The organism is Variovorax sp. PBL-H6, from assembly GCF_901827155.1.
In the GTDB taxonomy this organism is placed as follows: domain Bacteria; phylum Pseudomonadota; class Gammaproteobacteria; order Burkholderiales; family Burkholderiaceae_C; genus Variovorax.
This window is the reverse complement of sequence record NZ_LR594660.1, coordinates 1-25,391: the sequence shown is the minus strand read 5'-3', so window position 1 is coordinate 25,391 and position 25,391 is coordinate 1. Positions and strand designations below refer to the sequence as shown.

Genomic DNA, 25,391 nt, shown 5'->3' with positions numbered 1-25,391 from the left:
CGACCGTGGGGATTGGGGGCGGCAGGCGCAAAGCTGGAAGGCCCTGAGGTAGCGTGCCTTTACCGGCTGGAGCCTGCGACTCGGACTGCGGTGTATTCGCGGATGGCGAGGGGTTGAACGGATTCCGCTCAACCTCGGCGGCAAGTGCACCACCTGTGCAGGCCAGGGCTACCAGCGTGGCGGCGAGGTATCTCGGCAAAAGGGTCATCCGGCGTGTAGCCGCCGGATTTAGCTTTTCCGCGGGAGCCGGTAGAGGCGGTGAGACGCCTCGAGCAGGTAAGGCGTCGGGTCGCGCAGGGTGTGCGGACGCGTATCCGAGCTGAGCCAGGCTGGGCACTGCCGCGCGCCAGGCTCGTGGAGTTCAATGTGAAGCATGGACGTCGGCCGCCCCTTGTCTTGGCGAAGAACTCGCACGACCCGCGCCACAACCTCCCCAGGTTGGACACGGTCTCCGCAAGAGACCAGAGGAGAAACCTCCCCGTAGGCGACGACGCCTGACCGGCCTTCGACCAGTACGGCCTTGGTGTCTCGCCACCAAGGCAGGCCCGCGCCCGGGCCCGTGAACGGCATCACGCCGACCACGAGACCTTCCTCAACGGCTAGCACAGGGCAGCCCTCCTCGGTATAGAGGTCGACGCCCTCGTGGATATGGTTACGCCGCACCACGCCGAAGGCGCCCGGGTGGCTGCCAATCGGGAGCCCGGTGACGCCAGGGGGCATGCTTCGGAAGGACTCGGCATCCGCCGTAGGGCGGAGTTCGAGCTCAAGGGGGCACAGCCAGGCGGTCGGGTTGCTCATGAGCCTTATAGCCCTGCCCTTTAGCGCAGAGAAAGAAAGAGACGCCGACACATGAAGTGGCGGCGTCTCGAATGAGCAGACTAGGCGGCACAAGCCTCTTGAACGCCCGCCGCAGCGGACCTGCGGGAGGCACTGGGGACGTCCCCGCGCGTGAGGAGCGGCTCTGTGATTCCGTGCCCGGTACCGTAAGGAACATGGCCGGAGGTCACATCGCTGCTTCGTGCGCTGTCGATATTCTTCGAAGCGTCGTCAAAGAACATGTCGGCACCGAACGCCTTCAGAATGGGGCCTTTCGGGGCACCGTTCGCGAAGGTGGCCACGTCGAGCACAACGCCCCAGGAGTCGAGCGTTGTCATGACGCGACCGTGACTTGGAATTGCGCGCGCGGTCACAAGGGCAAGTTTCAGAGGGCACTCGTTCACGGGGAACTCGTGTTGAATCCGATGCAGTTCCTCCAGGACAAGCTTGAAGGGGCCAGCGCCCAGCGGAATAGCGGCCTTCTGGTGCTCGGTCTGATGGAAGACCTCCAGACCGTGCTCGCGGTAGCACTCATCCCCTTCGGAACTGAACAACACGCTGTCGCCGTCGAAAGCGATGCGGATGTCGTCGTCGCTGGCGTCGTCGTCTCGTTCGCTTGGAAGCATGGTTGCCGCGGCGATGCCATTGGCGATGGCGTTCTGCACGTCCGCTGAATTTGCAGACAGAAAAAGCTGGACGCCCATGCCGGCAGCGAAGCGGAAGCGGTCCGAACCCTTGGTGAACACCGCGCCCTTGATGTCAAGGCCGTGGTGAACGATGCTGTTCGCTATGCGCACCCCGGCGACCGGGCTGTTGCGCGACAGCATGACCACATCGACCAAGCGCTTGGCACCGGGCCGATTCAGAGTGAGCAGCTTGCGAATGAGCGGGAAGGCCGTTCCCCGACGAAGTGGGACGTCAGCCTTGGAGCGCATGTACTCGTCGAAGGCCTTTTGGCCCTGGGTCTGGAAGATTTCATCGCCATCTTCGATGTGAAAGAGGGCGCGACTGGAAACTGCGATTGTTAGCATGTGGTTTGACCTCAGAAAAGTAGTTCTGACCTGTCTAGCGACCGGACCTCCCAACGCTCCCCAGAAATTTCTCCAACGTTCGTTCAAGCAAATTTCCGTTGCGCGACAATAACTTAGAGGAAATTCGAGGGGCGCGCGACGGCCCTAAAGCACGCTGCGCGCCTTTAGCGGCCCGCAGGTGTCATCGGAGAGGCTGTCGTGGCTCGTCGGGCAAGGCGGGCCGCTTACCGCAGTTTTCCGTGGCAGTGCTTAAAGCGCTTTCCCGAGCCGCAGGGGCAGGGTTCATTGCGCTTGACCCACCGTTGCTCGAGCTCCACGGCTACCCGGGCGGCCTTGCGAGCCTGCTCGTCGGCGTCCGCAGATTTCGCCTCGCGCTCCTCTTGCAGGGCCGAGGAAAGAAGTTGCCGCGAGATTTCTGCGCAGAGCGCTTCCTCGAACGACTTGAAAAGCGCGAACGCGTCGTTGTGAAACTGGAAGAGCGGGTTCTGTCCGGTCGCGCCCTTAAGAGAAACAGCTTGGCGCAGCTCGTCAAGTGCAGTCAGGTGCTCGGTCCAGAGGTCTGTCAGCACCCTGAGTACCAGCCGGCGGCGCGCGGCGGTGTCGAGCGGGTTGGCTGCGAGCCGTGCCTGGACAGCGGCGCGGATGCGCTCGACCACCTCGTCGCGACCCAGGTCCTCGCTGTGAACCCAGCCGACCAGGCCGGGCTGGATGTTGAAATCAGCTTCCAGTTCGCGCTTTAGCGCGGGCAGGTCCCACTGCTCAGGCATGTCGTGCACGCCAAGCCGAACGTTTGCCCAATTGGCGACAGCCGCGTCAACCGCTGCCTCGCAGTACTCCATGACGCCGTCAGCGAGCAGGCTGTCACGGAGGGCGTAAACGGCCTTGCGTTGTTCCGACATCGAGCTGTCGTACTTCATGACATTCCGGCGAGCCTCGAAGCCCTGCCCTTCAAGGCTTCGCTGCGCGGTAGTCACAAGCTTCGCGATGGTTTTGCCGCTAAGGACGCCGCCGGCGCCGTCGATGAGCTTGGCGACGACTTTCAGCTGCCTGGACTGCCCGAACACCCGCAGGAGCTCGTCTTCCAAGCTCAGGAAGAACTGAACCTCGCCAGGGTCGCCCTGGCGCCCGGAGCGGCCGGCCAGTTGGTTGTCCACCCGGCGGATGCCTGAGCGCTCGGTACCGAGGACGAACAGGCCGCCCGCTGCAAGAACGGCAGCACGGGCGGACTCCCACTGCGCCTTACCGTGTGCGTAGGCCGCAGGGTCAGTGAAGTCGCCCTCTGATGGCTTTTCGCCACCCAGGATGATGTCGGTTCCCCGCCCGGCCATGTTCGTCGCTACCGTAACGGCGCCAGGACGCCCGGCTTGGGCGATGATGTGGGCCTCTCGCTCGAGGTGCTTCGCCGTGAGCACTTCGTGCACCACGCCTTTGCTCTCAAGCAGGCGGCTGAGCACTTCCGCGTCGCGAACGGACGCGCACCCCGCAAGCACGGGCTGGCCTGACGCTTGCCTGCGAACAATTTCGTCCGCCACAGCGACGAACTTGGCAGACTTCCCAAGGTAGACCAGGTCCTCCTTGAGAATGCGGGCCACAGGTCGGTTGGTAGGAACGACCACGGTCTCGAGGCCGTAAAACTCGGTGAACTCCTCAGCTTCCGTGAGCGCGGTGCCGGTCAAGCCGGCCAGGCGCTCGTAGAGGCCGAAAAAGCTCTGATACGTGATAGTCGCACGCGTGACGGAACCAGCGTGGATTTCCAGCCCTTCCTTCGCCTCAATTGCTTCGTGCAGCCCATCCTCCAAGCGACGGCCCGGCATCTTTCGACCGGTCCCCTGGTCGACCAGGACCACCTCACCGGCAGAGACGACGTAGTCTCGGTCAAGGCGGTACACGCCATGGGCGCGCACAGCGGAATGCAGGCGACGCGCAATGTGCAGGTTGTGGGCAGCGTAGAGCTCGCCTTGGCCCGCGATGATGCCTTGCTTCGCAAGGCTCGCTTCGGCCTCGTCGTAGCCGCGCTCGGTGAGCGTGGCGTTGCGCTCCTTGGGGTCCACCACGTAGTCGACGCCGCTCTTGAGCTGGCGAGCGGTCAGGTTGAGCGCGCGAACGATGGCATCCTGCGAGTCTCCCGAGCCGGAAATGATGAGCGGCGTTCGTGCCTCGTCGATGAGAACCGAGTCGACTTCGTCCACGATAGCAAACGACAGCGGGCGTTGTACCTTGTCACCGGCGTCGCTCACCATGTTGTCGCGAAGGTAGTCGAAGCCGAACTCAAAGCCCACCCCGTACGTGACGTCCGCTGCATAGGCTTCCCGCTTCGCAGCCGACGTCTGCGAGGTCTCGATGAACGCTACAGAAAGGCCCAGGGCTTCGAAGACTGGACGCATCAGTTCCGCATCCCGGCGGGCCAGATAGCTGTTCGCAGTCACGACATGGACGCCTTTGCCCTGCAGGGCAAGCAGTGCCGCGGGCGCCACGAGTGTGAGGGTCTTCCCCTCACCCGTGCGCATTTCAGCAAGCTTGCCTTGCAAAAGGGCCAAGCCCCCAATCAGTTGGACGTCGAACGGCCGCAAACCCAGCGCGCGGCGTGCGGCTTCTCGCGCGAGCGCGAACCCGGGCACAGTGCGCTTGGGCTCGGGAAGGTCGCGCAGGGCCAGGAACCGCGCCTTGAGCTCCTCTGCGGGCAGGGAAGTGAGAGATGACTCCCCCTCGGAAATGCGCTTGGCGTCTGCCGTGAAGCGGTTGAGCGCGGACTGCGAGCGCACTCGCGTATACAGACTCGAGAAGTCCATGTTCAGGCTCGGACGATGCGATTCATGGCGGACTGCAGAGCGTTCTTGTCGCCACGGCAGGCCATCGCAATGGCGGGGTCCGTTGCTTCGCCTGTGTCGCGGTCGAGGTGGTAGACCGAGATGAGAGCAAGAACTTCTTGCTCCTCGTTCAGAAAGCTGATGCCCTCGATTTCATCGCTCACATCCAACGAGACATCGACCTCAATCGGCCCGGAAGCCTCGCTGAGAGCGTCGACCGCTCGCTGCACGGCCAGTTCCAGTTTCCCGAAGTTGTCGCACTCGTCGGTACCGCCACCGGGGCTGCTGAGGATTTCGAGCAGGTAGACGGGCGGGAATTTGACTGGGGTCATGGGCATTTGATGGCTGAGAGGTTCAGGTTAATGGCAAATCTAGCCAGGCCTTTTAGTCCTCGCCCCAGCCGCGTCGAGCTATAACGCTTCTGTCGATTTAGGTATTGACCCGGCTCCCTAAAAGGGCCTATAATGGCCGAGCATACTGCCCTGCCCAGGACGCAGTTCGAAAGGAGTTTCGGTAAGACGAGGACCCGAGAATGACAACCACTCTTAAAGCCCCCAGTGGGGCAGACGCAGCCATCAAGACGGCCGTACCCCTTGCCATCATCGTTGCGGCGGCATTCGCCATTGGCATAGAGCCGACGAGCTGGATGTGCATCGTGATGGCGGCGGCTGCTTCGAGCCTGGAAACGGTGGTCACCCATTTCACGCTTGCCCCGCGGCGTGAAGACTATTCCAAACGCAAGGCGATGGGGTCGTACTACAACCACTTGGCGTCTATCAGTGCGCTCTCCGCAGCCCTCGCGGTTGGCATTGTTTACGCGGTGTGGCCATGAACGTTGGGCAAGAGAGCCCCGTTCAGGCTCCGGTTTCGCCTGGCCCTGTTCCGTTGGTCGCAGCGCTGAGTTCAACGCGCGCAAGGCTGCACTAGTCCTCTTCTGTCGTCTCTTAAAGCCCTTCTGGCTCTTGCCCGGAGGGCTTTTTGCCGTTGGGCAGCCGTCGACCCGAATAGGACTGAGACGCCATCGCCAAAGAAAAGGCCTTCCAATGCAGTTGCATTGGAAGGCCTCGAAGGAGGGGGAACCGGGTTAGAGTTGCCTCGCAGCTGCCAAGTCGAAGTCGTCTGGCATCGCGAAGTCCGCTGGTGCGTCGTAGTCATGCGCCTCTTCGAGCTTGCGGCGCCTCTGACGTTCTACATTGCTCTGAGCCAGTTGGGCGGCGTGGTTCACGGGCACTCCTGTTGCCGCCACCACTCCGCTGGGAGTTGCGGGGTGTGCGTCAGCCATCTGCTCGACCGATTTCGACCTCTTCTGGCGTCGTTCGCATTCTTTCTCTTCGACTTCGTTGGGATGAAGCGCGTCGAGAATCCCCTGGGCGAAGATGGCGAAGAGGATGGGGGTGGCGATGAGCGCGAGTATCTTCCAATCCATGTGAGCTCCAAAAATGTTGTTGACCTATACCGGATGTAGCGACCACCCCTTCCCAGGGTGTCGGTCGTTATATGGCACTTGCGACGGAGGGTGCTGCCGCTATGGGCAGACCTAAATACGGAGTGCTATAGGGGTGAAGTGCTGCTACGGGCGGCCTCGATTATAACACTGCCGACGTACATTTTCAACGCCTAAACAGATGAGACAGAGTTGCAAGGTGCTGGGTTTGATGACCACGCCTCAAGCGGAGCTTCTGAAGACGCTCTATGAACTGGAGCAGCAATTGCGAGATGGGCGCTACTGGCGGCCCCGGGACCTGGGGGCGTTCCGCTCAAGTCACCACGCCATGACCCTGCGTAAGCTGGTCGAGCAAGGCCTGGTTGAGCGACAGGGCGAAAGCGGGAACTTCGGCTATCGCATCGCCCAGGCGGGCCGCTCTGCGTGGAACCTGGTGCAGGCCACGAGTAAGTTGCCTTCCGTGGCGTTCATCGGCGGCGCAGCCGTCCAGAGCCGCGTGATGGACCTGGCCAGATTGGCGGCCTGAGCCAACTCACCGCACAGGAGCCTGGCACCCCAGGCTTTTTCGCCGTCTGGGCGCCGTCGGACAATGAAAAACGCCTGCTGTGATGCAGGCGTTTGGAAGAATGGGTCAGAAGCCGGCGAAGCCTCGGTATTCGTCCGAGTCCATACCGCGACCTGCACGCGAAGAGGTTCCCTGTCCGTGGAGAACGGCGAGGTCTAGCTTCTCGGTCTCAGCGCCTTCGTCGTCACCATCGAGGGAGAACTCCCGTTCGTTCTCGGCCTTTGCGCGGTCTGCGAAAAGCTGGTTCTCTTTCTTGGGGATGCGTTTTGCCATGATTTGCTCCTATGAGGCAGGTTGTCCTAGCTCCTATAGCGAGTCGGACAAACTGCCTAAAACGGAGCGAAATCAGCGGCTGGGTGCGGCTTCCCTGCCCGCGCGTCGGGTGCGGACTCGGTCGAGCAACTCGCCTGTCGAGGCTTCCTGCATATGGCCGAGAAAATCCGCAATCTCCGCGACGTCCGTCCCCATGTCCTTCAACTCCCGTGCCTTCGTCGCTCGGATGAGCCCAGTGCCAAAGTGGCGAACGCCCTCGCTGCCCTGCGCGGCCAGCGTCACGCGCTTCAGTTGACGCCAAAGCGTCGCATGGTCCATGCACCGTCCAGTCGCATCGGCAACGAACAGGAAGTCAGTCGGTACGGCGGGCCGGACGGCGAGCCACTCCGTCATCAGCGCCGATGCCTTCGCACTGAGGACAAACTCACGCTCTTTGGCCTTGTGGCCGGCGTTGAGCCACCGCGGTGGCGTGCCCCTGAGATTCTCGAGCCTGAGCTCGACGAGTTCGCTGTTCTTGAGGGCAGTTTCACAGAGGAGCATCACTATGGCGGCCAACCGCACGCTCTTCCATCCCGAGCAGCTCGCGCGCGCCTCCTCGGTCATCCTGTCGGCCCAGGACCTGCCCAGCATCTCGTGCTCGGGCCTGAAGTCCGGCATGAACAGCTTTTCCACTTCCTTGCATTCGTTGCGCAGCGGAAGTCCGCTCTTCTGAAGCGTGTCGTAGGTCCACCGGACCAGGCCGTAAACACGCTTGCGGACGGAGTAGTCCCCTGCCCCTTCGAGGGCGCCGACGAGTTGCGCGGCCGACTCAGCGCCGGGGATTGCGGGCCCCGCCGGCGCGGCGGGCGAGGCAAGGCGTGTCGTGTAGCCGTTCCACATTGACCGATATACGGCCAGGCTGCTCTGGCGGAGCCGTTTTCGAGAGACTTTCAATGCCCATTCAAAGAGGTCCATAAAATGCAATTAACGCAATTCCAGCGGGACCACTAGTTTACAGCCACTAAGAATTTAGTGTGCTAGTTGCGTTAATTGCATTTAGACGAAAAAGAGCTGCGACGGTCAGAAAAAGGCCGCAGGCATAGACCGGAAGAGGCAGGCCGAGGAGGTTGGCCGCGTCCTGAAAGCAATCTCCCATGGGTGCAAAAACGCTCGGCAGCAGCTCGGCGGTCCAAAGGCTGTCGACCCAGGTGGCTAGGCCTGGGCCGCACGCCGCGTCCTCCGTGGGGGCGGCAACCATCTTGAAGATGTGCCACGTGGCGAGGGTGAACCCGCCTAGTGAAGCTGCGAATCCAAGCCAGGTGAGTGGCGTCGTGAATCGCTTCTGCAAGGCCATTTGGGCAGCGCCGACCAAGGCAGTCGCAACGAGCGCCAGGCGCTGGAGTACGCACAAGGGGCAGGGAGCCATGCTAAACCCATATTGCAGCACGAGGGCGAGCGCCAAGGCACCGAGGGAGACGGCAAGGACGCCGAGCGGGAATCGATTGGTTCGGAGGAATCGCATGGTTTGAATAGCTCGCGACGCTTAAACACCGCAGCGCCACTAAGCCCGGCTCGAGCCGGGCTTTATGGGAGGTTGCGGGTCAGATGGGCTGGAGAACCGCCTTTTTCGGCAGCTGGGCCCCCTTGCGAGCCCGGTGCAGAACGTGGCGGGTCCAATCGTCCCCCTTCAGCTTGATATCAACCATTTTTCCGTTCGCCAGGCCCTTGCCCTCGAAAGGAGCGTCAGCCGTATGCAGGAGCGCGGAGAGCTTGTCGTTGCCCAGCACCATGAGGATGACACCCATTCCACCGGCGGGCAGCGTCTTGACTTCGGCCAGCGGGAAGGCGAGCATCCGCCCGTCCGTTGAACCGCAGACCACGAACCCTGTGTCGTCTTGCGGAATTGCGACTGGTGGCATCGGCGCCTCCCCGTCGGCGAGTTTCAGGAACACCTTGCCGGCCTTCTGGCGCGAGGCGAGGCTCTTGAGCGGTGCAACGTAGCCATTGCCAAGCGCACCAGCGAAGATGAAGCGGTCGTCGTCGGCACCAGCCAGCATCGTGACAACCCGTGCGCCGGCCTGCAGGTCAATGGAGGCCGAGAGAGGGGCACCCTCGCCGCGGCCGTTCGGAACGCCTCCTGCCGGCAGGCTGTAGGCGCGGCCGTTCGAGTCGAGCAAGTAAAGCGTCGAAACCGTGCGGGTCTTGACCATCGCGAGAACCGAATCGCCCTGCTTGAGCACATAGGCCTCCGGCGGCACGTCGTGCCCCTTGTAGGCCTTGAGCCAGAGGTTGCGGGACAGAACGACCGTGATTTCCTCATCCGGCAGGTTCACCGTCGAGGAAACGCCTGCCTCTGCGCGTGCAGCGGGCTGCAGCAGGGTCCGGCGGTCGTCGCCGTACTTCGCAGCGTCGGCCTTGATTTCAGAGATGACCATGCGGCGCATTGCCGGGTCGGACGCCAACAGCGCCTCGAGCCGCGTGCGTTCCTTGCGGAGCTCGTCCAGCTCGCTCTCCAGCTTGAAACCTTCCAGCTTGTTGAGCTGCCGCAAGCGCATCTCCAGGATGTCCGTGGTCTGGATGTCACTCAGGCCAAGCTCCGCCTTCAGTTGAGCCGCCGGGTCGTCCGCTTCTCGGATGATTTTGATGACACGGTCCAGACTCACGAAGACCACCATGCGGCCCTCGAGGATGTGAATACGCTTGTTCGCTCCGTCCAGTTGGAACTGCGTGCGCCGGCGCACGGTGGTCATCCGGAACTCGGCCCACTCCTTCAGGAGTGCATCGATACCCTTCGTCTGAGGCCGGTTGTCGATGCCGATGACGGTCATGTTCACGGTCACCGACGCCTCGAGGCTGGTGTTGGCCAGGAGGAAGGCCATCATCTGTTCCTGGTCGACCTTCGAGTTCTTCGGCTCAATCACCAGGCGTACGGGTGCCAGCTTGCCCGACTCGTCGCGAACCGTGTCCAGGAAGTCAAGCGCGACCTGTTTCAGGTTGGCCTGGCGCTGGTCGATGGTCTTTTTGCCGGCCTTGGGTTGCGGGTTGGTAAGGGTCTCGATTTCCTCCATGATTGTCTTCACCGAGACCTGGTAGGGGAGCTGCGAGACGATGACCTGCCACTGCCCACGTGCCAGGTCCTCTCGACTCCACACGGCACGGCAACGCAGGCTTCCGCGACCGGAGGTGTATGCGGCCTCGATGTCTGCGGCGGAACTGATGACTTGCGCCCCGTCCGGAAAGTCCGGGCCCGGGATGAGCTTCAGAATCTCCGAGACTGTGACGTCCGGATTCTCGATGACCGCCACTGCTGCGTTGGCGACCTCTCGCAGATTGTGCGGGAGGATGTCGTTGGCCAGGCCAACCGCAACGCCCTTGGACCCGTTCAGCAAAGTGAATGGGAGGCGGGCAGGTGTTGGCGCCGATGGAATATTGACCAGCTGTGCCGGTTGAATTTTGACCAGGGGCTAAGGCTGCCTCCGCAGGAGGTCAGCTGTGGATAACTATAGAGACGTTCCTGGTTTCTCGCTCCCTTCATTCAAGGGTTGACTGGCTGAAGTCTTGCGCTCCTGCTCCCTGGACTTGATGCGGCCCTTGGCCTCCTTGGAGCTGTGGCGGAAGCGGTAGGACTCGTTTCCGGTCTCGATGATGTGGCAGTGGTGCGTCAACCGATCGAGCAGCGCGGTGGTCATCTTGGCGTCCCCGAACACGCTGGACCATTCCGCGAAGGTCAGGTTGGTCGTGATCATCACGCTGGTGTGCTCGTAGAGCTTGGACAGCAGGTGGAACAGCAAGGCACCACCGGACTGGCTGAACGGCAAGTAGCCCAGTTCGTCCAGAACCACCAGGTCCATGCGCACCAAACTCATGGCAATGCGGCCTGCGCGACCTTGGGCTTTCTCCTGCTCCAGCGCGTTGACCAGATCCACCGTGGAGTAGAACCGCACCCGCTTGGCGTGCCGGCTCAACCCGGCAATGCCCAGTGCGGTGGCCAGGTGCGTCTTGCCCGTGCCAGGCCCACCGATCAGCACAGCGTTCTGCGCATCGTCGGTGAAGGACAGGTCTGAGAGTTTCTGGATCAGCGCCTTGTCCACCTGCGACACCTCGAAGTTGAACCCGGCCAAGTCGCGGTGCATGGGGAAGCGGGCCGACTTCATCTGGTGCGCAATCGAGCGCATCGCCCGGTCCGCATCTTCGGCTTGCAGCAGATGCTCCACCAGCCAGCGTGAGGCATCCAGCGTCGAGTCCCCACCTTGCTCGACCAGATCCGCCCAGGCCACGGCCATGCCGTTCAACCTCAATGCCTTGAGCTGCGCGTGAACATCCCGTGTCGTATCACGCATGACGCACCTCCTGATCATCCAGGTGGGTGGGACGCAGCCGGTCGTACCGCGCTGTGTCGGCCTTGGGCGCCAAGGTCAATTGCAGCGCGGTCTCGGCCTGCATTGGGGTCACCGGGTTGTTCAACCGCGCCAGCACATTGCGAACGTGCTCCACGCTGATGCTGCCGCTGGGGGCCATGCCTTCGAGCACCAGCTCTACAGCCACCAGCACCGCCTCCAAACCCGCCTGCGGAACCACCGCCAGCACCTGCGCCATGACCCGGTCACCTCCGGCGTGGCGCAACAAAGACTGCCGCAGCCGCAGCAGCGCAGGCGGCAGATCCAGGAAGGGTGTTCCATTGCGAAGCGCACCCGGCTTGCGCTGCACCAGGTCGATGTAGTGCTGCCAGTCAAAGACGGTCTGTCCACTGCCCGAGAGCCGGGCGTGGCTGGCCACCACCGCATCCATGGCAGCCACCTCCACCCGCTCCGGATACACCCGGGTGCTCACGATGTGACCCGCCCATTCACACGGCACCGAGTAACGGTTGCGGGCGGCCACCACCAGGCAGGTGCTGCTTACCCGGGCCAGGCGCTCCACATAACCATCAAAGAGCGTCGGCATGGACATGAGGTGGCCCCTCTCCAACTCCAGCATCTCACCCACGGTGAACTGTCGATGGATCGGGTGCGACGTGTCGGCCCACACCGAGCGGCAACGCTCTGCCAGCCAGGCATTGAGTTCGATGAATGAGCCGAAGCGCCGGGTGCTCGCCTCGATCCAGATACGCCGGCGGCTGTCCTGCACGTTCTTCTCCACCACCCCTTTCTCCCAACCCGAGGCCACGTTGCAGAAGTCCGGGTCGAACAGGTAGTGGCTGCACATGGCCGCAAAGCGCGCGTTGACGATGCGCCCCTTGCCCCGCTTGACCTTGTCCACCGCGGTCTTCATGTTGTCGTAGATGCCCCGCCGCGCCACCCCGCCAAGCGCCTGGAACGAGCGCGTGTGCGCGTCAAACAGCATCTCGTGCCCCTGGCTGGGATACGCCACCAGCCAGAACGCTCGGCTGGCACACAGCTTCAAATGCGCGACCTGCACGTTGTAGAACACGCCGCCCACCACCATCGCCTCATCGCTCCAGTCAAACTGGAACGCCTCGCCCAACTCAAAGCTCAAGGGCACGAACGCCTTGGCCGGACTGCTGTCAGAGCGCGTGCGCCACGCCCGGATGAAGTCCGTGACCGCGCTGTAGCCACCGCGGTAACCCTGCGCCTGGATCTGGGAGAACAGTGCCCTTGCAGAACGCCGGCTTTGCTTGGGCCGGTGCGCATCGGCCGCCAGCGCCTGGTGCAGCGTGCCCTCGAACGCCGTGAGCTTGCGCTCAACGACGCGTCGCTCGTACTTCGGAGGCTCATGGCCGGGGGCCTTGAGCCATTTCTTGACCGTGTTTCGGGCCAAGCCGGTTCGCTTGGAAATCTCGCTCAGGGAGAGTTGGTCGCGCAGCTTCATGCGCCTGACCTTGCCAATCATGTCCATGGTGATCACCTAATTTCCCTGCTGAAAGTTTCAGCAGGTCAGTGGAACACCCTGGTCAATTTTCAGTAGGCACTTCGACCTCTAGATGGTCAGTTTTCGGTCGGCGTCAACAAATCAGGGCCCTGGCGAGCGTCCGTGAAGCGCACCTCGAGCCCTGGAAGCAAGACCGCCTTAGTCTTGAGCAGTTCGCGCAGAACCTTGACTGGCAGCTCGGCCGATGTGAAGTACTTCGGATTGGGCTTCAGCGTGATTGTCGTGCCCGTCCCCTCTTCCTTCCCGACCATATAGAGTGGCTTCACCACGTCGCCGTCGGCAAAAGAAATCTCGTGGCGCTTTCCGTCACGAACCACTGAGGCGGTCAGGGACTCACAAAGTGCGTTGGTGACCGAGACGCCCACGCCGTGGAGACCGCCGGCGTAGCTGTATGCGCCCCCGGAGGTCTTGTCGAACTTGCCGCCAGAGTACAGGACGGTGAAGATGGCCTGGACGACCGGAATCTTCTTCTCCGGGTGCAGACCGACAGGGATGCCGCGACCGTTGTCCGCCACGCGCACGAAGCCCTCCGGCAGCAGTTCAACACTCACCGTCTTCGCGTAGCCAGCGATGGCCTCGTCGATTGCGTTGTCGATGCACTCCTGCACGATGTGCAAGGGGTCTTCGGTGCGGGTGAACTGGCTTGGACGAAGCTTGACCGGCTCGAGGCCCTCTAAAATTTTTATTGCGGATTCGTTGTACTGACGTTGCGTCATAGGCGATGTGGGCGCGAGATTGGATTTACATTATAGCATGCGGCCCTAAAATCGTTATGAGGCGCTGCCGCGTATAAACCGAAATCCCTATAGGTTGCTTCGCACGGCACGTTCGGCCACCTTACTCCAGGCCGGCGATTCCCCTCGTCTATCGAGCGCCTCTGTTCGACCTACGAGGCGAATGGCCCTTCGGGCCATCGGGCCGCCACTTTGCTGGCGCCCTGCCCTGCCGTCCCGCGTTGCCTAAACGCAGGAGTTACATCTGTTTTAGAAGGCAATCATGAAGTCAATCAAACTGACGTTTCACGTCGGAATGCTCGCTCTCGCGCTCGTTCTATGTCTCGCCAACGCGCCAGTGCACAGCACATTTGTCGCAACTGAGGTGTTCCCGACCGCCCTGGTCGAAGTAAGGGCTCAGGAGGCTAAGCGCGTGGCCGCGGTGGCTGCGGAGCAGCAAGTGCTCGTAGACCACCTGGCGTCGAAGTACAAGAAGCCTGAAGGGCTCGTAAAGCGCATCGTCTCCAGTGCCTACTCCGAGGCGGTCAAAGTCGGCATGTCCCCGCTGCTGATTCTGGCCATCGCCATGAAGGAGTCGAGCCTCGACCCGGCGGCAAGAAGCGGATACGGCGCCGTGGGCCTGATGCAAGTCGTGCCTCGCTTCCACATGGAAAAGATGCGCTCCAAGCAAGACCCTGAGGTCCTCTTGCGCTCGCCGGAGGTCAATATCCGCGTCGGAACCACCATCCTGGCGGAATACCACGCGCAGCAACGCGGGTCGCTCACGTCGACCCTGGCAAAGTACTCAGGCAAGGCCCGCGGCTATGCAGAACGTGTTTTCCACTTCCGCAAGGAGCTGGAGACCGTGAAGAACCGCAAGCCTCTGCTCGACGCCTAGCCCGCGCTCATTCATCCGCTCGGCCCGACTCACGTCCGGCCGAGCTTCTTTTTGTGGTCGGCGCTAAAGCAGGTTGCCGGATGGCAGTTCCCTACACTGTGTCTCAACAGGCCACATCAAATCAACGAATATATGACTGAAACGACTTCACCCGCAGTGGCTGCGAAGCCCCACCCAATGCAGCAGTTTCACGACATGCTGTCGCGCATTCTCGACGAAGGCGTCCTGCGGCCAAACCGCACGGGCATCGACACGCTGTTCGTGCCCAGCGTCACATTGAAATTCGACATGGCGGATGGCTTCCCCGCAATTACCACCAAGAAGCTCGCGTGGAAAACTGCGAAGGGCGAACTGTTTGGTTTCTTCCGAGGTTTTACGAGCGCTGCTCAATTCAGGGAGCTCGGATGCAAAGTGTGGGACGGCAATGCCAATATCACGCCATCGTGGCTAGCAAACAAGCACAGAACTGGCGAAGACGATATTGGGCGTTCATACCCAAAACAATGGACCGATTGCCGGGATTGGCGGGAGGTCAATTCGCAAAAGGAATGCGACGAGCTGATAGCGCTTGGCTACGAGGTTCGTGCCCATGACGCCGCTCGCAACGTCTGGGTGATGCGTCGGGGAATCAACCAGTTGGAGGTGGCGCTCAAAGCCATCATGACCAATCCGACGGACCGCCGCATAATAATAAATGGCTGGCGACCGGACGAGCATGACCAGACATCAATTCCCGTCTGCCACGTTCTTTATCAATTCTTGGTCGACACGGAAAGCAACACGCTGCACATGTGCTTTTTTCAGCGAAGTTTTGACACCGCATTGGCCTTTAATTTAGTAATTGGCGCACTGCTTCTGGAAATCATGGCGCGGCTCTCTGGACGTAAAGCGGGGACCATGACCCAATTTATCGGTGACGCCCACATTTATGTGCCGCATATTCCGGGCGTCAAGGAGCTGCTGTCCCGCGAACACTTTCCCCAGCCAACCTTGGACTTGGGCAATATCCCGAGGCTGAACTCAGTCGATGAAATTCCTGGCGTGTTTGCGCGCTTGGACCCCGAGGATGTCAAGTTGGTCGGCTATCAGTGCCATCCTGCAATCAAGCTCGATATGGCCGCGTAAGCCACCATCCCTGCCGTCATTCACGCAAAAGCCCCTCCACGAGGGGCTTTTTTCTTTCCGGGCCGTCCAAAGGTAAGCCCATCTGCTCGGCCACCGTGCCCTAGCTCACAAGGACATGGCGTCCTGCCGAACTTGGCCCAAAAGGCCCAGAAGCAGTTGCTGCGTCGCGTCCGAGATGGCGCCGGCGCCGAAAATCTGCGTCAGGTCACCATGCAGGATGGAGGCGTCGTCAGTGCGCTCCGCATCAACATCTGCCTTCGCCTCTTCCGTGATGAGCGCCGCGAACTTACTGGTGCTCGGCAGGGCCGCAACTGCCGCGTTGGCGTCAGAAGGGGCAACCTGCAGACCGGTGAGGTCAAAGAGGTCAGTCCCGTGCTTGAGTTCGATGCCGGTGAGTTCGGCGCCATTTCCCGTGCCCGGCGACCACAGCCACACCTTCGGCACGTGATGTGCCAGGTCGACGGAGAGGGGTTCGATGTTCCCCGGGTTGTGCCAAGTGGTGGCGCCAGCAATCACGCTGGGCTTCGTGTCGTGCATATGGCCGTTCACGACCATCATGACGCCGTCAACAGGGTCGATTGGCAGCGAGCCTGGGTAGGCGCCATCGAAGGCCAAGTCGTGGTGCGTGATGAGCACAGCGGTGCCCTCCCCTTCCGGAACACTCCGTGGAATGGCCGAGCCGTAAGGTGCCGCAAAGAGCCGCACAGGTTGGCCCGCGACATCGAATGTGCCGACAAGTCCGGCCGTTTCCAGCACGTGCACGGCGCCGGCCTGCGCCAGCAAGTACAGCGCATCGCTCTCGGTCAACGAGGTTTCTTCCTTGTCGTGGTTGCCTTCCAGCGTGAGCGGCGGCACCGGGAAGCGCTTCAAGACGGTCATCAGGCGGTTGAGCATGCGCAGGTTGTTGTCATCGCTGCGATGCAGCAGGTCGCCCAGGATGACCGGCAGCAGGCCATAGTCGTCACAGATTTCGGCGCATTCCTCGAGTTTCGCGAGGACGGATGCCAGATAGTCATCCTTGCGGCGCCCAGGTCGCTTGGAGGTAACATGAGGGTCACCTATGAACAGGATGCCGTTGAAGCTGCGTTGCTCAGTGGGCGTGATGTGCATGGTCTGTTCCTGTGTGGGTGGCCAGGTGCGAATCGCACAGCGGGCAGACACCCAGGGCTTGTTTTAGGCTTTCGAACTCGTCGCGAGCGGTGGTTTCTTCGGCGGTCGCCTTAGCAACTTCGGCCACAGCAGCAGCCAACCGGCTTTCGGTCTCCGAGATGGTCTCGATGGCGCGGTGCATGCCGCTGAAGTCCTTGAGCGTCGGCAGCGCAGGCAGCTCGGGCAGCGACTCCATGGCGGCAAGCTTCGCGATGCTGCCTGTGAGCCGCACGCCCAGTGCCGCGATAGAGGCGGTGTCCGTCAAAACGGGTAGCTCCGGGAGCGTAGGAACCTGAATCTTCTCGAGCAGGTATTGGCCACGTTCGATGGTGTCCAAAAGCGTCTTTGCCCTCGACATGTCAGCAAGGTCGGGCAGGTCTGCCATTTCCGGCACCTTGAGGGTGTTCACCAGGAATTGGCTACGCTCGATGGCGTCGGCCAGGGCCTTGCGCTTGGCCGTGTCAACAAGCGTCGGGAGCTCGGGGAGACCGTCAAGAGCCGACAATTCCTGCTGAGCGATAGACAGCTTCGAGGCGGCCTCTTCGATGCGGCCAAGAAGGGAGGAAATGCGCTCGCGCTTCGCAAGGTAGTCGGCCAGCTCGTTGGCCGTCGCAGACAGCGCATCCAGCTTCTCGACCAGGCCGGGCACCGGCGTCATCCGGTCCAGGTTGAACGTGAGCCGGGTGAGCTCGAGCTCGCCACGCTTGACGGTCTCGCCGTCCGAGGTCCGGATGCCCTCATAGAGGCGCATCAGCGCCTTGTGGTGGCCGGATTCACGACCGAGCGAAAGGATTTGAGCGCGCCGGGAAGCCGTCTCGTTGAGGAGGAAGACCGGGTTCTTCTGGCTACCGATTTGAATGTCCAGGTCGTCCGGCTTCGTAACCCGAAGAACTTCCGTCACCCACTCAGGCGCAGTGTTCCGGGCCTTGGGGCGACCCTCGTGGAGAAGTTCGGTGCCCTGGTACAGGCGGTACATGACGGCGGGAGAGCGCTTGGTAGAGCGCACCCACTCGATGCGTTGCCCCTTTTCCAGGTGCAGGATGACACGCGCCTCATCACAGCCATGGCGCACCATCGAATCGTCCGACTCGCCATAGGCCACTGCCTTCAGCGAGCTTGTGATGGCGGTGGACTTGCCGAGGTTGTTCCCGCCGACCAGAGCGGTAGCGCCCGGGAAGCACGGGATGGTCGTGTGCACGTGCGCGCGAAAGTTGAAAAGCTCGATGGCCCGGATTCCCGGGACCTCATCGTTCTCCCATTGGTGCTTGACGATGCTGTTCACATCGGCAGCCGGATTGCCATCGGCACCGCGAACGAGCCGGACAACGTTCACCAGGCCGGAATACGACTCCGGCTTGTCGAAATGGGAGACGAAAAAGGTCTGCACCTTTGCGGATTCAGCAACCTGGGCTAGGACTCGGATGAACGCCGGAATGCGCTCCGGCTGAATCCAGCAGTCTGGTTCATCCAAGACCATCAGGCCGCGGTTCTTGGTGCGGGTGAGCGCCGCAAAGCGGAGGCCGGCGCTGACGACATTGGTGACCGCGCCGCCATTCCCATCAAGGATGTCTTCCAGATGGCCGTTCTTCTCCAGGGCCACGTCGAGCCAGGTCGTGTTGTCCCGGTACTTCGGCAGCAGACGGATGCTGCCCTCGTCAGGCATGACATCTTGAAGGATTGCGGTGAGCAGCCGGTCGAACGTTCCCACGCTGCGCTCGTGAGCCTTCGTTTGAAGCGCCTCGAAGACGCGCTTGACCTCGTCCCCCAGACCTTGACGGGCCTTCGCCGCGGCGACCGACTCAAGCAATTCAGCCTTGCGAGCAGCTTGTGCGGTCAGCACGCCGTTGAGTTGAGCGGCGCGCAGGCTGGTACCCTGGACCCGTTGGCGGAGTTCTGGCGCGTTCAATGTCATCGAGGGCACCCTTAATCAGCGCGTCGTGGCAGTCAGGCGTTCAATGTCAGCAAGTCGCTGGTCGATTTCGTCCAGAGCCTGGACGGTGGCAATGATTTTCTTGTCGTTCTCTTCCACGCCGTTTGCGTAGAGTTCGCGAAGCTTCCCGACGTCGTCCGTGCCGAGCAGCTGCTTCGCCTCCGTGCGGGCGCGCTCCAGATTCGCCGCCTCGGCGTCGCGACGTTCCTCGACGCGCGCTCGGCGCTGCTGGAGGGCGGCGTGGCGCTTCTTCTGGGCTTCAAAGATTTCGAGAGAGGTTTGTGCGGTCATCAGTGAAAAGTGGTCTTTGTTTTGCAGGAGGCGAAGGCAACGGCTGGTCAGGTCGCGAAGCGAGAGAAGCTCATCTCTTGGCGGACGGTAGCCATTTGCGAGCGCATCAGCTCAAGCCGCATCTTTCCCATGTCGTATCGGACCCGGGTGATATCGGAGTACTCGCGCGCTTGAACCATCAGGTCCAGGTGCTGCTCGTAGCGCTCATCGGCAAGCGCCGATTGCTCGGCTGACGAAACGGACACCGACTTCGCTCGCTCGCCGGCGGCACCGCTCCGCAACCCGTTGTTCATGTACTCGCGGGTCAGCTTGGCCAGTAGTGTTTTTCTGGTCTCTTCGAGCGACGAAGCGGAGGAATTGGCCTTCGCCCAGTCCTCGCCGAGTTCTCGAACCGTCTCGACGAGGGTGTCGGGGTCGAACCGCTTGAGGACGGCGTGCAGTTCCTGGTTCTGGCTGTTGTTCATTTTAGGTTTCTGAAGGAGAGACGTGATTATAGCTAAATCGTAACTAGGCGTCAATGCGTTTTAGAGACGGCGTGGCCAAGATGACGGTGGAGTTCCACGCGCAGCGTGGCGATGTCCGGCTTCTTCCGCGACCAGAACCGAACCGTCCGGAGGCCGCAGCGAGCGACGAGGGAGTCACGGGTCCGGTCTTTTGAGAAGTCGTGCATCCGGTCGTCTAGCTCCACGACCAGCAAAGGCTGAAAGTGTTTTGGGTCGCAGACCACGAAGTCGATGATTTTAGAGGCGTAGCTTTCGCGCACCGCCCAGTAGTCCGGGTGCTCCGGGGTGAGCGTAGTGGCCATCACAGCGCCCATGGACACCTGGGGAAGAACCTGGAACTCCGAGCCAAGCGCACGCTGCAGTTTTCGGAAGAAATCGACTTCGTTCCCCGTCAGAAGCGGCCGGCGGGTAAAGCCATGGCGCCCCACACGAAGTTCGCGAGTGGCCAGGTGTCGGCGGTAGCCGACCGCGACCAACGCGCCGAGGGCCAACGCGAGCAAGATTCCGACAAAAACGCCAAAGTGCATAAAACGTGTTCTCTACTTAAAGTCTTTCTCTCGAGTTAGACTTCATCAAAATACAAAGAAAAGAAGAACTTAGTATTTGATAGAGCCTTACGCGGGACCAACGGCCCTCACGGGAGAGGCTGGCTTTCTTGGAGTTCTGCGCGAGAATGGCGTGCATTTTAGCACGTATGGCTAAAACTCGGAAGCCATACCGTTGCTGGCTGAAACAGGTCTGCCGGTTCGCGCTGCGCTATACGGCGTAGACCAATTTCCACTCAAGGACACCCATGGACATCGAAGAACGAAGGTTTCCACCTTCCACCGTGCTGAAGCTCATCCGCTCCGGCATGAGCCCAGTGCTCGCCCGCGTCCTAGCGTCGCGGGGCATTACCGACACCGCTGAGGTGTCGACCGGCCTAAGCGCGCTCATCCCCTACTCCCAACTCCTGGGTGCCGAAGCATTGGCCAAAGTGCTTGCTGACGCAATCGTGGAGAAGAAGCGTTTGCTCATCGTCGCCGACTATGACGCGGACGGGGCCACCGCGTGCTCGGTGGGCGTTCGCGCACTGCGGGCGTTCGGCGCAAACGTCGGCTTCATCATCCCGAACCGAATCGAGCACGGGTACGGCCTCACGCCTGCCATCGCCCGGATTGCCTGTTCGGCTGAACCAAAGCCTGACTACCTGGTGACGGTGGACAATGGCATCGCATCCCACGCGGGCATCGAGGAAGCCAATCGCCTCGGCGTTCCAGTGCTGGTCACCGACCACCATCTGCCGGGCGAGACCCATCCGGATGCCCTGTGCATCGTGAATCCGAACCAGCACGGCTGCCCTTTCCCCTCCAAGGCCCTCGCGGGCTGCGGGGTGATGTGGTACGTAATGTGGGCGCTGCAGGACGAACTCCTCGAGCGCGGTATCGTTTCGGCGGACCCGGAATTCTCGGTCGACTCGCTGCTCCCCATCGTCGCCATCGGAACGGTGGCGGACGTGGTGGCGCTGGACACGAACAATCGCATTCTGGTGAACGAAGGGCTGCTTCGCGTTCGCGCCGGCCACTCGTTCCCCGGCGTTGATTTCCTGGCAAAAGTCTCCGGCAAGGACCCGCGCATGCTGGCTACCAGTGACATCGCTTTCGGCATCGGCCCGCGTATCAACGCGGCCGGGCGCCTGGAGTCGATGGACGCCGGCGTCGAATGCTTGACCACAGATTCTGTGGCACGAGCCCAGGCGCTGGCGGAGGAGCTGCACGGAATCAACGACCGCCGCAAGGCAATCGAAGGGGACATGACGGACGAAGCCGTTCGCCGCCTTCTCACGGACGTCCGCGCGGACCGCTATACGGCCGTCCTGCACGCCGAGGACTGGCATCAAGGCGTCATCGGAATCGTCGCTGGCCGACTCAAGGAACGTATCTGGCGCCCCACGTTCATCCTCGCCTCAGGCAAGGACGGTGAGCTCAAGGGGTCCGGCCGTTCAATCCCCGGCTTCCACCTGCGCGACGCGCTCGACCTGGTCGACCGTCGGCATCCGGGCCTCCTCCCGAAGTTCGGGGGGCACGCGATGGCAGCTGGCGTGACAGTACGCGCCGGCGGCCTGGCTGAGTTTGCAGAGGCCTTCGAAAAGGTTGCGCGAGAAATGTTGACCGCCGCTGACCTCCAGCAAACCCTGCTGGTGGATGGTGCGCTCGAGGCGAACGAGATGAGCCTCGAAACGGTCGCGATTCTCAAGGAGCAAGTATGGGGCCAGGCATTCCCGGAACCCACCTTCTACGACGCGTTCCAGGTCCTCGACGCTCGCTCCATCGGTGGCGGCAAGCACATGAGCATGTTGCTCCAAAAGGACGGCCGAAAGTTTCGCGCTGTGAAATTTCGCCATACTGACGCGCCGCCGCAAAAGGGCTCGGAGCTCAAGCTGGCATACAAGCTCGATGCCAACAGCTTCAACGACGAAACCAACGTCCAGCTGCTGGTTGAGACCTTCGGTTAACCGTCATTCTTCTTCTGCCACGTTCCCAATCTTGGGCCGGCGGCTACCGAGGCTCCTCCCTTCTGGGACGGGGCCTCTTTTTTTAGGAACGCCGCCGGAGCCTGGCTGGGCACAACTTCCGCCGCTATTTTGTCGACGAAATTCAACATGCGCGCTGAACCTCTATAGGCTCAATCATGCGTTTAGCTGGTATCCTCTCCACCGAATTTCACCAAGCGCACGAAGGACACGAGGCTCAGGCATCCATGAAGAAGACCCGCATCATCGTCACCGCAAATCAGAAAGGTGGCGCCGGTAAGACCACGGTCGCGATGTGCCTGGCTGACGCCCTCAGCCGTAAAGGACTTTACGTCGTTACGGTTGACGCAGACCCGCAAGCGACTGCCTTCAAGTGGGAGTCACGTCCCTCCTCGTCCTTCCCTCGATTCCCTGTTCGCGTAGAGAAGCGGTCGGGCTTCAGCCCGCTGGAGTTCCTGCAAGCCCTGAATCAGCTCAACGAGGAGCAGAAGCGGGCGACCGGTGAAGATTTCGACTTCATCGTCATCGACACGCCACCAAACCTGGCAAGTAGCGACCTTGAGGCGGCCCTGTTTGTAGCAGACCAGGTCGTTGTTCCCGCAAAGCCGAATGGCATGTTCGTCGACGCGCTTGAGGAGCTCTTCCCTTTGTTTGCAGAAATCAACGAGCTGCGGGCCACTCACGGTCGTCCGAGACTGGATGTGCGCTTGCTGGTGAACTTCATGCAGGCCCATCGGCGGACCAACGTAAGCCTCGTTACGGTTTTACGGGAGAGCGTGGCGAAGTGGAGCAAGCTGCGTCAAGTGCGGGCTAAAGTGCTAGCGACGCAGCTCAAGCAGTTGAGCGCGTTTGAGAACGCCCCAAATTACCGGACAAGCTTGTACCGCATCCCTGGTTCCAGGGCCGCGCGTGAAGAAGTCGACCAACTCCTCGAGGAGCTCCTCTGATGGCTAAAGCTCTCCCCGACCTGGCCAAGGAATCGTTCGGGCTTGCCGCGGCGGCCGCATCTACTCCGCGCCGGAAGTATTCCAACGGCCTGGCGCAACTCGACCAAGCGCTTCGCCGCGGCCTGGGCGCGGTCGCGGCTGGTTCTGGCGGGTATGCCGAGTTCATCGAAGGGGTTCGGTACCCTGTTGGCGCCCGTGTCGCGATGCCGCTCTCCCTGGTGGTGGAGCATCCCGAAAACCCCCGTGTCTACTTTGACGCTGCGGAGCAGGCAGAACTGGAGGCGTCGCTGTCCGCCATCGGCCAGCAGGAAGCGGCCAAAGTCTTCTACGACGAGAAGCAGCAACGGTTCGTCCTGAAGGCCGGCCACCGCCGCTGTCGCGGGCTCGCGAACCTCGGTCATCCGACAATCCTGGTTGAAGTCGTTGAGCACAAAGCGGGGCTGCAGTTCTTCAGGGAGGCCCGGGACATGAATGCCCAGGCCAAGGGTCAGCACCACTTGGACGATGCCGTGAGGTTCCCGGAGCAGATGAAGGCCCACCGCATGGACGGCAAGTCGTTCGCAAAGGCGATGGGGCTGAGCGAATCGGAGGTGTCCAAGCGGGTCAAGATTGGGACGCTCCCCCGGGAAATCCTCGACGAGCTCGCATCGACGGTGGGGGCGTTTGGTGTGGACGCGTGCTACTGGTTGGCGGTCATTGCCGACCGCTACGAGGATAAGGGCCTCGACCTCGTGCGAAAGCTGGTCCCGCAAATCCGCGCGCGAAGGGTGTCGAACCGGCGGCTGCAGGAAATCGCAAAAGGTTCTCAGGCTGGTGACATGCCGGCCGAGCAAAGCAAGCGGCAGTCGCCGGAACGACGCTGCGAACTCAAGGGTGCGGGCAACGGAGTGCTGAAGGCGTTTCCGAATCGCCTCGAATTCAGCCTGGTAGACGTGGAGCCGTCGATGCGCGACCAACTCTTTGACCGACTGGAAAAGCTCTTCAAGGCAGAAGGCCTGCTTGGCGGGGCCGGGAGCAAGCCAACTGCCGCAGGCACCCGCGCACCGGCTTCACAGTCGACCTCCCGCGGGCCAAAGGCCTCGCAAGGGACGAGGGGCGGCAAGGCGCCGCAGGCTCCGCGCCGGAAAGCTAGCGCTAAGTAGCGCCCTCCCCTGCTCCAGACATCGGGATTTTGTCGCCAAAATCGCGGTATTCAGGGGTAGGCTGCAGGGCCGTAAATCCGCTTACGGCCTTTACACAATCCGGTGCGGCCCTCGGTCGGTCAGGTGCCCACGCCGATTTTGTCGACGAAATCAGGCCGTCCTGAACTCGACCAGGCCCCGTTGGGCACCCCAATGCAGCAGGTCATCCGAGTCCAGAGCCTTCCAGCCCTTGTCCCGGATGTACCAGCGCAGGAAGGTGTCCCGCAAAAACATTGGAAGTTTCGCCTCCGAGCTGACGTCCTTGCGGCGGAATTCGCGCCAGGCCCGTTGCAGGGGCGTCTTAAGGTCTTCAAGAACGTCACGCTCGAAACACTCGTACTCTGCTCGACGCATCTGAGCAGTACTCTCATTCAGCAACGCCTCTGCGTCGTTCAAAAGTGACTCTTCGTGCCTCTTGCGGAGCACCGCCAGGTTGTTCTTAGTCGTCGTGTCGGCCGTCTGCAAGGGCTTGCCGATGGCTTTGACCTCGACGTCCAGGACGTCCTCCCTTGAGGGCGGCTGGGCCACAATGACTTTCCGCAAATAGTTTGCCGGGTTGGCGATGGGTTCGCTCAGTTTGCGGCGTTCCATGGCTTCAAGGCCGGCCCCCATGCGTGGCCCGTACTTTTCGTAGATTCCCTCAGCTTCGTGTTGCGAGATACCCAGGTGGATGGCTCGTGCAATGAGGGTGAGGTCCTCCGTCGGCATCTCGAGTCCGTCCTTAGTCCCGAGCTTTGCTGACCTTCCTTGTCGCTTCGGCTGGACGATGAAGCGGATGAATTCAACTCGGCGGCCGAGGCGTTGCTCATGGATGGCAATGGTGAACGGAATCTGCGGCACGTTCGGGTCATTCACGTCCCGGAGCGCCGGCTTGAGAACGTCCCTCATGAATGTCTTGTACTCGAGCCCCTCCACTTGCCTGTCGGCGTTTCCGGTGAGCGGCACGACCCACTGGCGCCAGGGGAGCGCTTGGCTCTGGAATCCCTTGCCGTCGTTGAAGTACCGTTGCCCCAGTTCGTACAGGACGTGTGCTGCGTGAGTCGACATCTTTGGCCCGACGTCTAGAGCCACTTTTGCGTAGAACTCCGGCCGCAGCATCTTCTGTCTGAGGTCGGGGTCGAAGTCGTAGAGCAGAACCGGTACCTCTCCCACCCGCTTTTGAATCGTTGCGTGCGAGATAAGGGTGGCCGCCGACCACTTGTATTCCGGGCCAGAAAGCTTTGCCGATGCGTCCCCCCACTCGACGGTGGTGGTCATGAGCATCCGTAGGACCTCCGCCAGGTATGCGTTATTGACCTGCTCAAGCCTCGTGTTCTGCACGAACTGCGACAGCGGCAT

General features: G+C 61.7%; 25 protein-coding genes. 7 read left to right on the top strand and 18 right to left on the bottom strand.

The genetic code is table 11. The annotated features are described in order from the left end of the window. Positions 1 to 228: 228 nt before the first annotated feature. From G3W89_RS33750 to G3W89_RS28275, 4 genes are all read right to left on the bottom strand, one after another. Entirely contained in the window at positions 229 to 720 is a 492-nt protein-coding gene (locus tag G3W89_RS33750) for a peptidoglycan DD-metalloendopeptidase family protein (protein ID WP_443082794.1), read from the bottom strand. Between the two features lie 158 nt (positions 721 to 878). Further along, on the bottom strand, positions 879 to 1,847 hold the full coding sequence (locus G3W89_RS28285) for a 5'-nucleotidase (RefSeq protein ID WP_068673633.1): 969 nt from the start codon (positions 1,845 to 1,847) through the stop codon (positions 879 to 881). Positions 1,848 to 2,071: 224 nt separating this feature from the next. After that, positions 2,072 to 4,636 carry a preprotein translocase subunit SecA gene (secA, locus tag G3W89_RS28280; protein WP_068673631.1) on the bottom strand — a complete coding sequence of 855 codons (2,565 nt, stop codon included), beginning with the start codon at positions 4,634 to 4,636 and terminating at the stop codon, positions 2,072 to 2,074. A gap of 2 nt (positions 4,637 to 4,638) precedes the next feature. Continuing rightward, positions 4,639 to 4,986: a hypothetical protein gene (locus G3W89_RS28275; RefSeq protein WP_068673629.1), complete on the bottom strand. Its 348-nt coding sequence runs from the start codon at positions 4,984 to 4,986 to the stop codon at positions 4,639 to 4,641. 200 nt (positions 4,987 to 5,186) lie between these two features. On the opposite strand from G3W89_RS28275, the gene G3W89_RS28270 reads away from it, so the two are divergent. After that, positions 5,187 to 5,486: a hypothetical protein gene (locus G3W89_RS28270; protein ID WP_068673627.1), complete on the top strand. Its 300-nt coding sequence runs from the start codon at positions 5,187 to 5,189 to the stop codon at positions 5,484 to 5,486. Between the two features lie 252 nt (positions 5,487 to 5,738). Here the strand turns inward: G3W89_RS28270 and G3W89_RS28265 are convergent, their stop codons facing one another. Further along, positions 5,739 to 6,080, bottom strand: coding sequence for a hypothetical protein (locus G3W89_RS28265; RefSeq protein ID WP_068673625.1), 342 nt, complete (start codon positions 6,078 to 6,080; stop codon positions 5,739 to 5,741). A gap of 229 nt (positions 6,081 to 6,309) precedes the next feature. On the opposite strand from G3W89_RS28265, the gene G3W89_RS28260 reads away from it, so the two are divergent. Further along, positions 6,310 to 6,624 (top strand): hypothetical protein, encoded by a 315-nt coding sequence (locus tag G3W89_RS28260; protein WP_068673623.1) that lies wholly within the window; start codon positions 6,310 to 6,312, stop codon positions 6,622 to 6,624. 105 nt (positions 6,625 to 6,729) lie between these two features. On the opposite strand, the gene G3W89_RS28255 is transcribed toward G3W89_RS28260, so the two are convergent. From G3W89_RS28255 to G3W89_RS28225, 7 genes are all read right to left on the bottom strand, one after another. After that, entirely contained in the window at positions 6,730 to 6,936 is a 207-nt protein-coding gene (locus tag G3W89_RS28255; RefSeq protein ID WP_068673621.1) for a hypothetical protein, read from the bottom strand. A gap of 72 nt (positions 6,937 to 7,008) precedes the next feature. Beyond that, positions 7,009 to 7,890 carry a tyrosine-type recombinase/integrase gene (locus tag G3W89_RS28250; RefSeq protein WP_068673619.1) on the bottom strand — a complete coding sequence of 294 codons (882 nt, stop codon included), beginning with the start codon at positions 7,888 to 7,890 and terminating at the stop codon, positions 7,009 to 7,011. 46 nt (positions 7,891 to 7,936) lie between these two features. Next, complete coding sequence (locus tag G3W89_RS33745) at positions 7,937 to 8,437, bottom strand: disulfide bond formation protein B (RefSeq protein ID WP_068673617.1); 501 nt, start codon at positions 8,435 to 8,437, stop codon at positions 7,937 to 7,939. 79 nt (positions 8,438 to 8,516) lie between these two features. Continuing rightward, positions 8,517 to 10,343, bottom strand: coding sequence for a DNA gyrase subunit A (locus tag G3W89_RS28240; RefSeq protein WP_269475018.1), 1,827 nt, complete (start codon positions 10,341 to 10,343; stop codon positions 8,517 to 8,519). 72 nt (positions 10,344 to 10,415) lie between these two features. Continuing rightward, entirely contained in the window at positions 10,416 to 11,255 is an 840-nt protein-coding gene (istB, locus tag G3W89_RS28235) for an IS21-like element helper ATPase IstB (RefSeq protein WP_162570835.1), read from the bottom strand. Then, entirely contained in the window at positions 11,248 to 12,771 is a 1,524-nt protein-coding gene (gene istA, locus G3W89_RS28230) for an IS21 family transposase (protein ID WP_162571147.1), read from the bottom strand. Before istA ends, istB begins: the two co-directional genes overlap by 8 nt. A gap of 89 nt (positions 12,772 to 12,860) precedes the next feature. Next, positions 12,861 to 13,520, bottom strand: coding sequence for an ATP-binding protein (locus tag G3W89_RS28225; protein ID WP_162571143.1), 660 nt, complete (start codon positions 13,518 to 13,520; stop codon positions 12,861 to 12,863). A gap of 280 nt (positions 13,521 to 13,800) precedes the next feature. Here G3W89_RS28225 and G3W89_RS28220 point away from each other — a divergent pair, with 280 nt between their 5' ends. Beyond that, positions 13,801 to 14,415, top strand: coding sequence for a transglycosylase SLT domain-containing protein (locus G3W89_RS28220; RefSeq protein ID WP_068673611.1), 615 nt, complete (start codon positions 13,801 to 13,803; stop codon positions 14,413 to 14,415). Positions 14,416 to 14,547: 132 nt separating this feature from the next. Then, positions 14,548 to 15,540 carry a thymidylate synthase gene (gene thyA / locus G3W89_RS28215; RefSeq protein WP_232076886.1) on the top strand — a complete coding sequence of 331 codons (993 nt, stop codon included), beginning with the start codon at positions 14,548 to 14,550 and terminating at the stop codon, positions 15,538 to 15,540. Between the two features lie 105 nt (positions 15,541 to 15,645). Here thyA and G3W89_RS28210 read toward each other — a convergent pair whose 3' ends face one another. Genes G3W89_RS28210 through G3W89_RS28190 form a run of 5 tightly spaced genes read right to left on the bottom strand, consistent with a single transcriptional unit; the run spans position 15,646 to position 19,940 of the window. Next, positions 15,646 to 16,650 carry a metallophosphoesterase family protein gene (locus G3W89_RS28210; protein WP_068673607.1) on the bottom strand — a complete coding sequence of 335 codons (1,005 nt, stop codon included), beginning with the start codon at positions 16,648 to 16,650 and terminating at the stop codon, positions 15,646 to 15,648. Then, complete coding sequence (locus tag G3W89_RS28205) at positions 16,631 to 18,601, bottom strand: hypothetical protein (RefSeq protein WP_102906931.1); 1,971 nt, start codon at positions 18,599 to 18,601, stop codon at positions 16,631 to 16,633. The genes G3W89_RS28210 and G3W89_RS28205 overlap by 20 nt, the downstream gene beginning before the upstream one ends. A 15-nt stretch (positions 18,602 to 18,616) precedes the next feature. Beyond that, entirely contained in the window at positions 18,617 to 18,910 is a 294-nt protein-coding gene (locus tag G3W89_RS28200; RefSeq protein WP_068673603.1) for a hypothetical protein, read from the bottom strand. Positions 18,911 to 18,957: 47 nt separating this feature from the next. Continuing rightward, positions 18,958 to 19,374 (bottom strand): hypothetical protein, encoded by a 417-nt coding sequence (locus G3W89_RS28195; protein WP_068673601.1) that lies wholly within the window; start codon positions 19,372 to 19,374, stop codon positions 18,958 to 18,960. Between the two features lie 50 nt (positions 19,375 to 19,424). Continuing rightward, positions 19,425 to 19,940, bottom strand: coding sequence for a DUF2726 domain-containing protein (locus G3W89_RS28190; protein WP_068673599.1), 516 nt, complete (start codon positions 19,938 to 19,940; stop codon positions 19,425 to 19,427). A 266-nt stretch (positions 19,941 to 20,206) separates the two neighbouring features. On the opposite strand from G3W89_RS28190, the gene recJ reads away from it, so the two are divergent. The 3 genes from recJ to G3W89_RS28175 all read left to right on the top strand — a co-directional run bounded on the left by recJ (position 20,207) and on the right by G3W89_RS28175 (position 24,014). Further along, positions 20,207 to 21,907, top strand: a complete 1,701-nt coding sequence (gene recJ / locus G3W89_RS28185; protein ID WP_068673597.1) for a single-stranded-DNA-specific exonuclease RecJ — start codon at positions 20,207 to 20,209, stop codon at positions 21,905 to 21,907. Positions 21,908 to 22,152: 245 nt separating this feature from the next. Next, positions 22,153 to 22,872, top strand: a complete 720-nt coding sequence (locus G3W89_RS28180) for a ParA family protein (RefSeq protein WP_068673595.1) — start codon at positions 22,153 to 22,155, stop codon at positions 22,870 to 22,872. Next, positions 22,872 to 24,014: a ParB/RepB/Spo0J family partition protein gene (locus G3W89_RS28175; RefSeq protein ID WP_068673593.1), complete on the top strand. Its 1,143-nt coding sequence runs from the start codon at positions 22,872 to 22,874 to the stop codon at positions 24,012 to 24,014. Before G3W89_RS28180 ends, G3W89_RS28175 begins: the two co-directional genes overlap by 1 nt. A 150-nt stretch (positions 24,015 to 24,164) precedes the next feature. On the opposite strand, the gene G3W89_RS28170 is transcribed toward G3W89_RS28175, so the two are convergent. Further along, a partial coding sequence (locus G3W89_RS28170; RefSeq protein ID WP_162577691.1) for a RepB family plasmid replication initiator protein occupies positions 24,165 to 25,391 on the bottom strand: 1,227 nt, incomplete at its 5' end.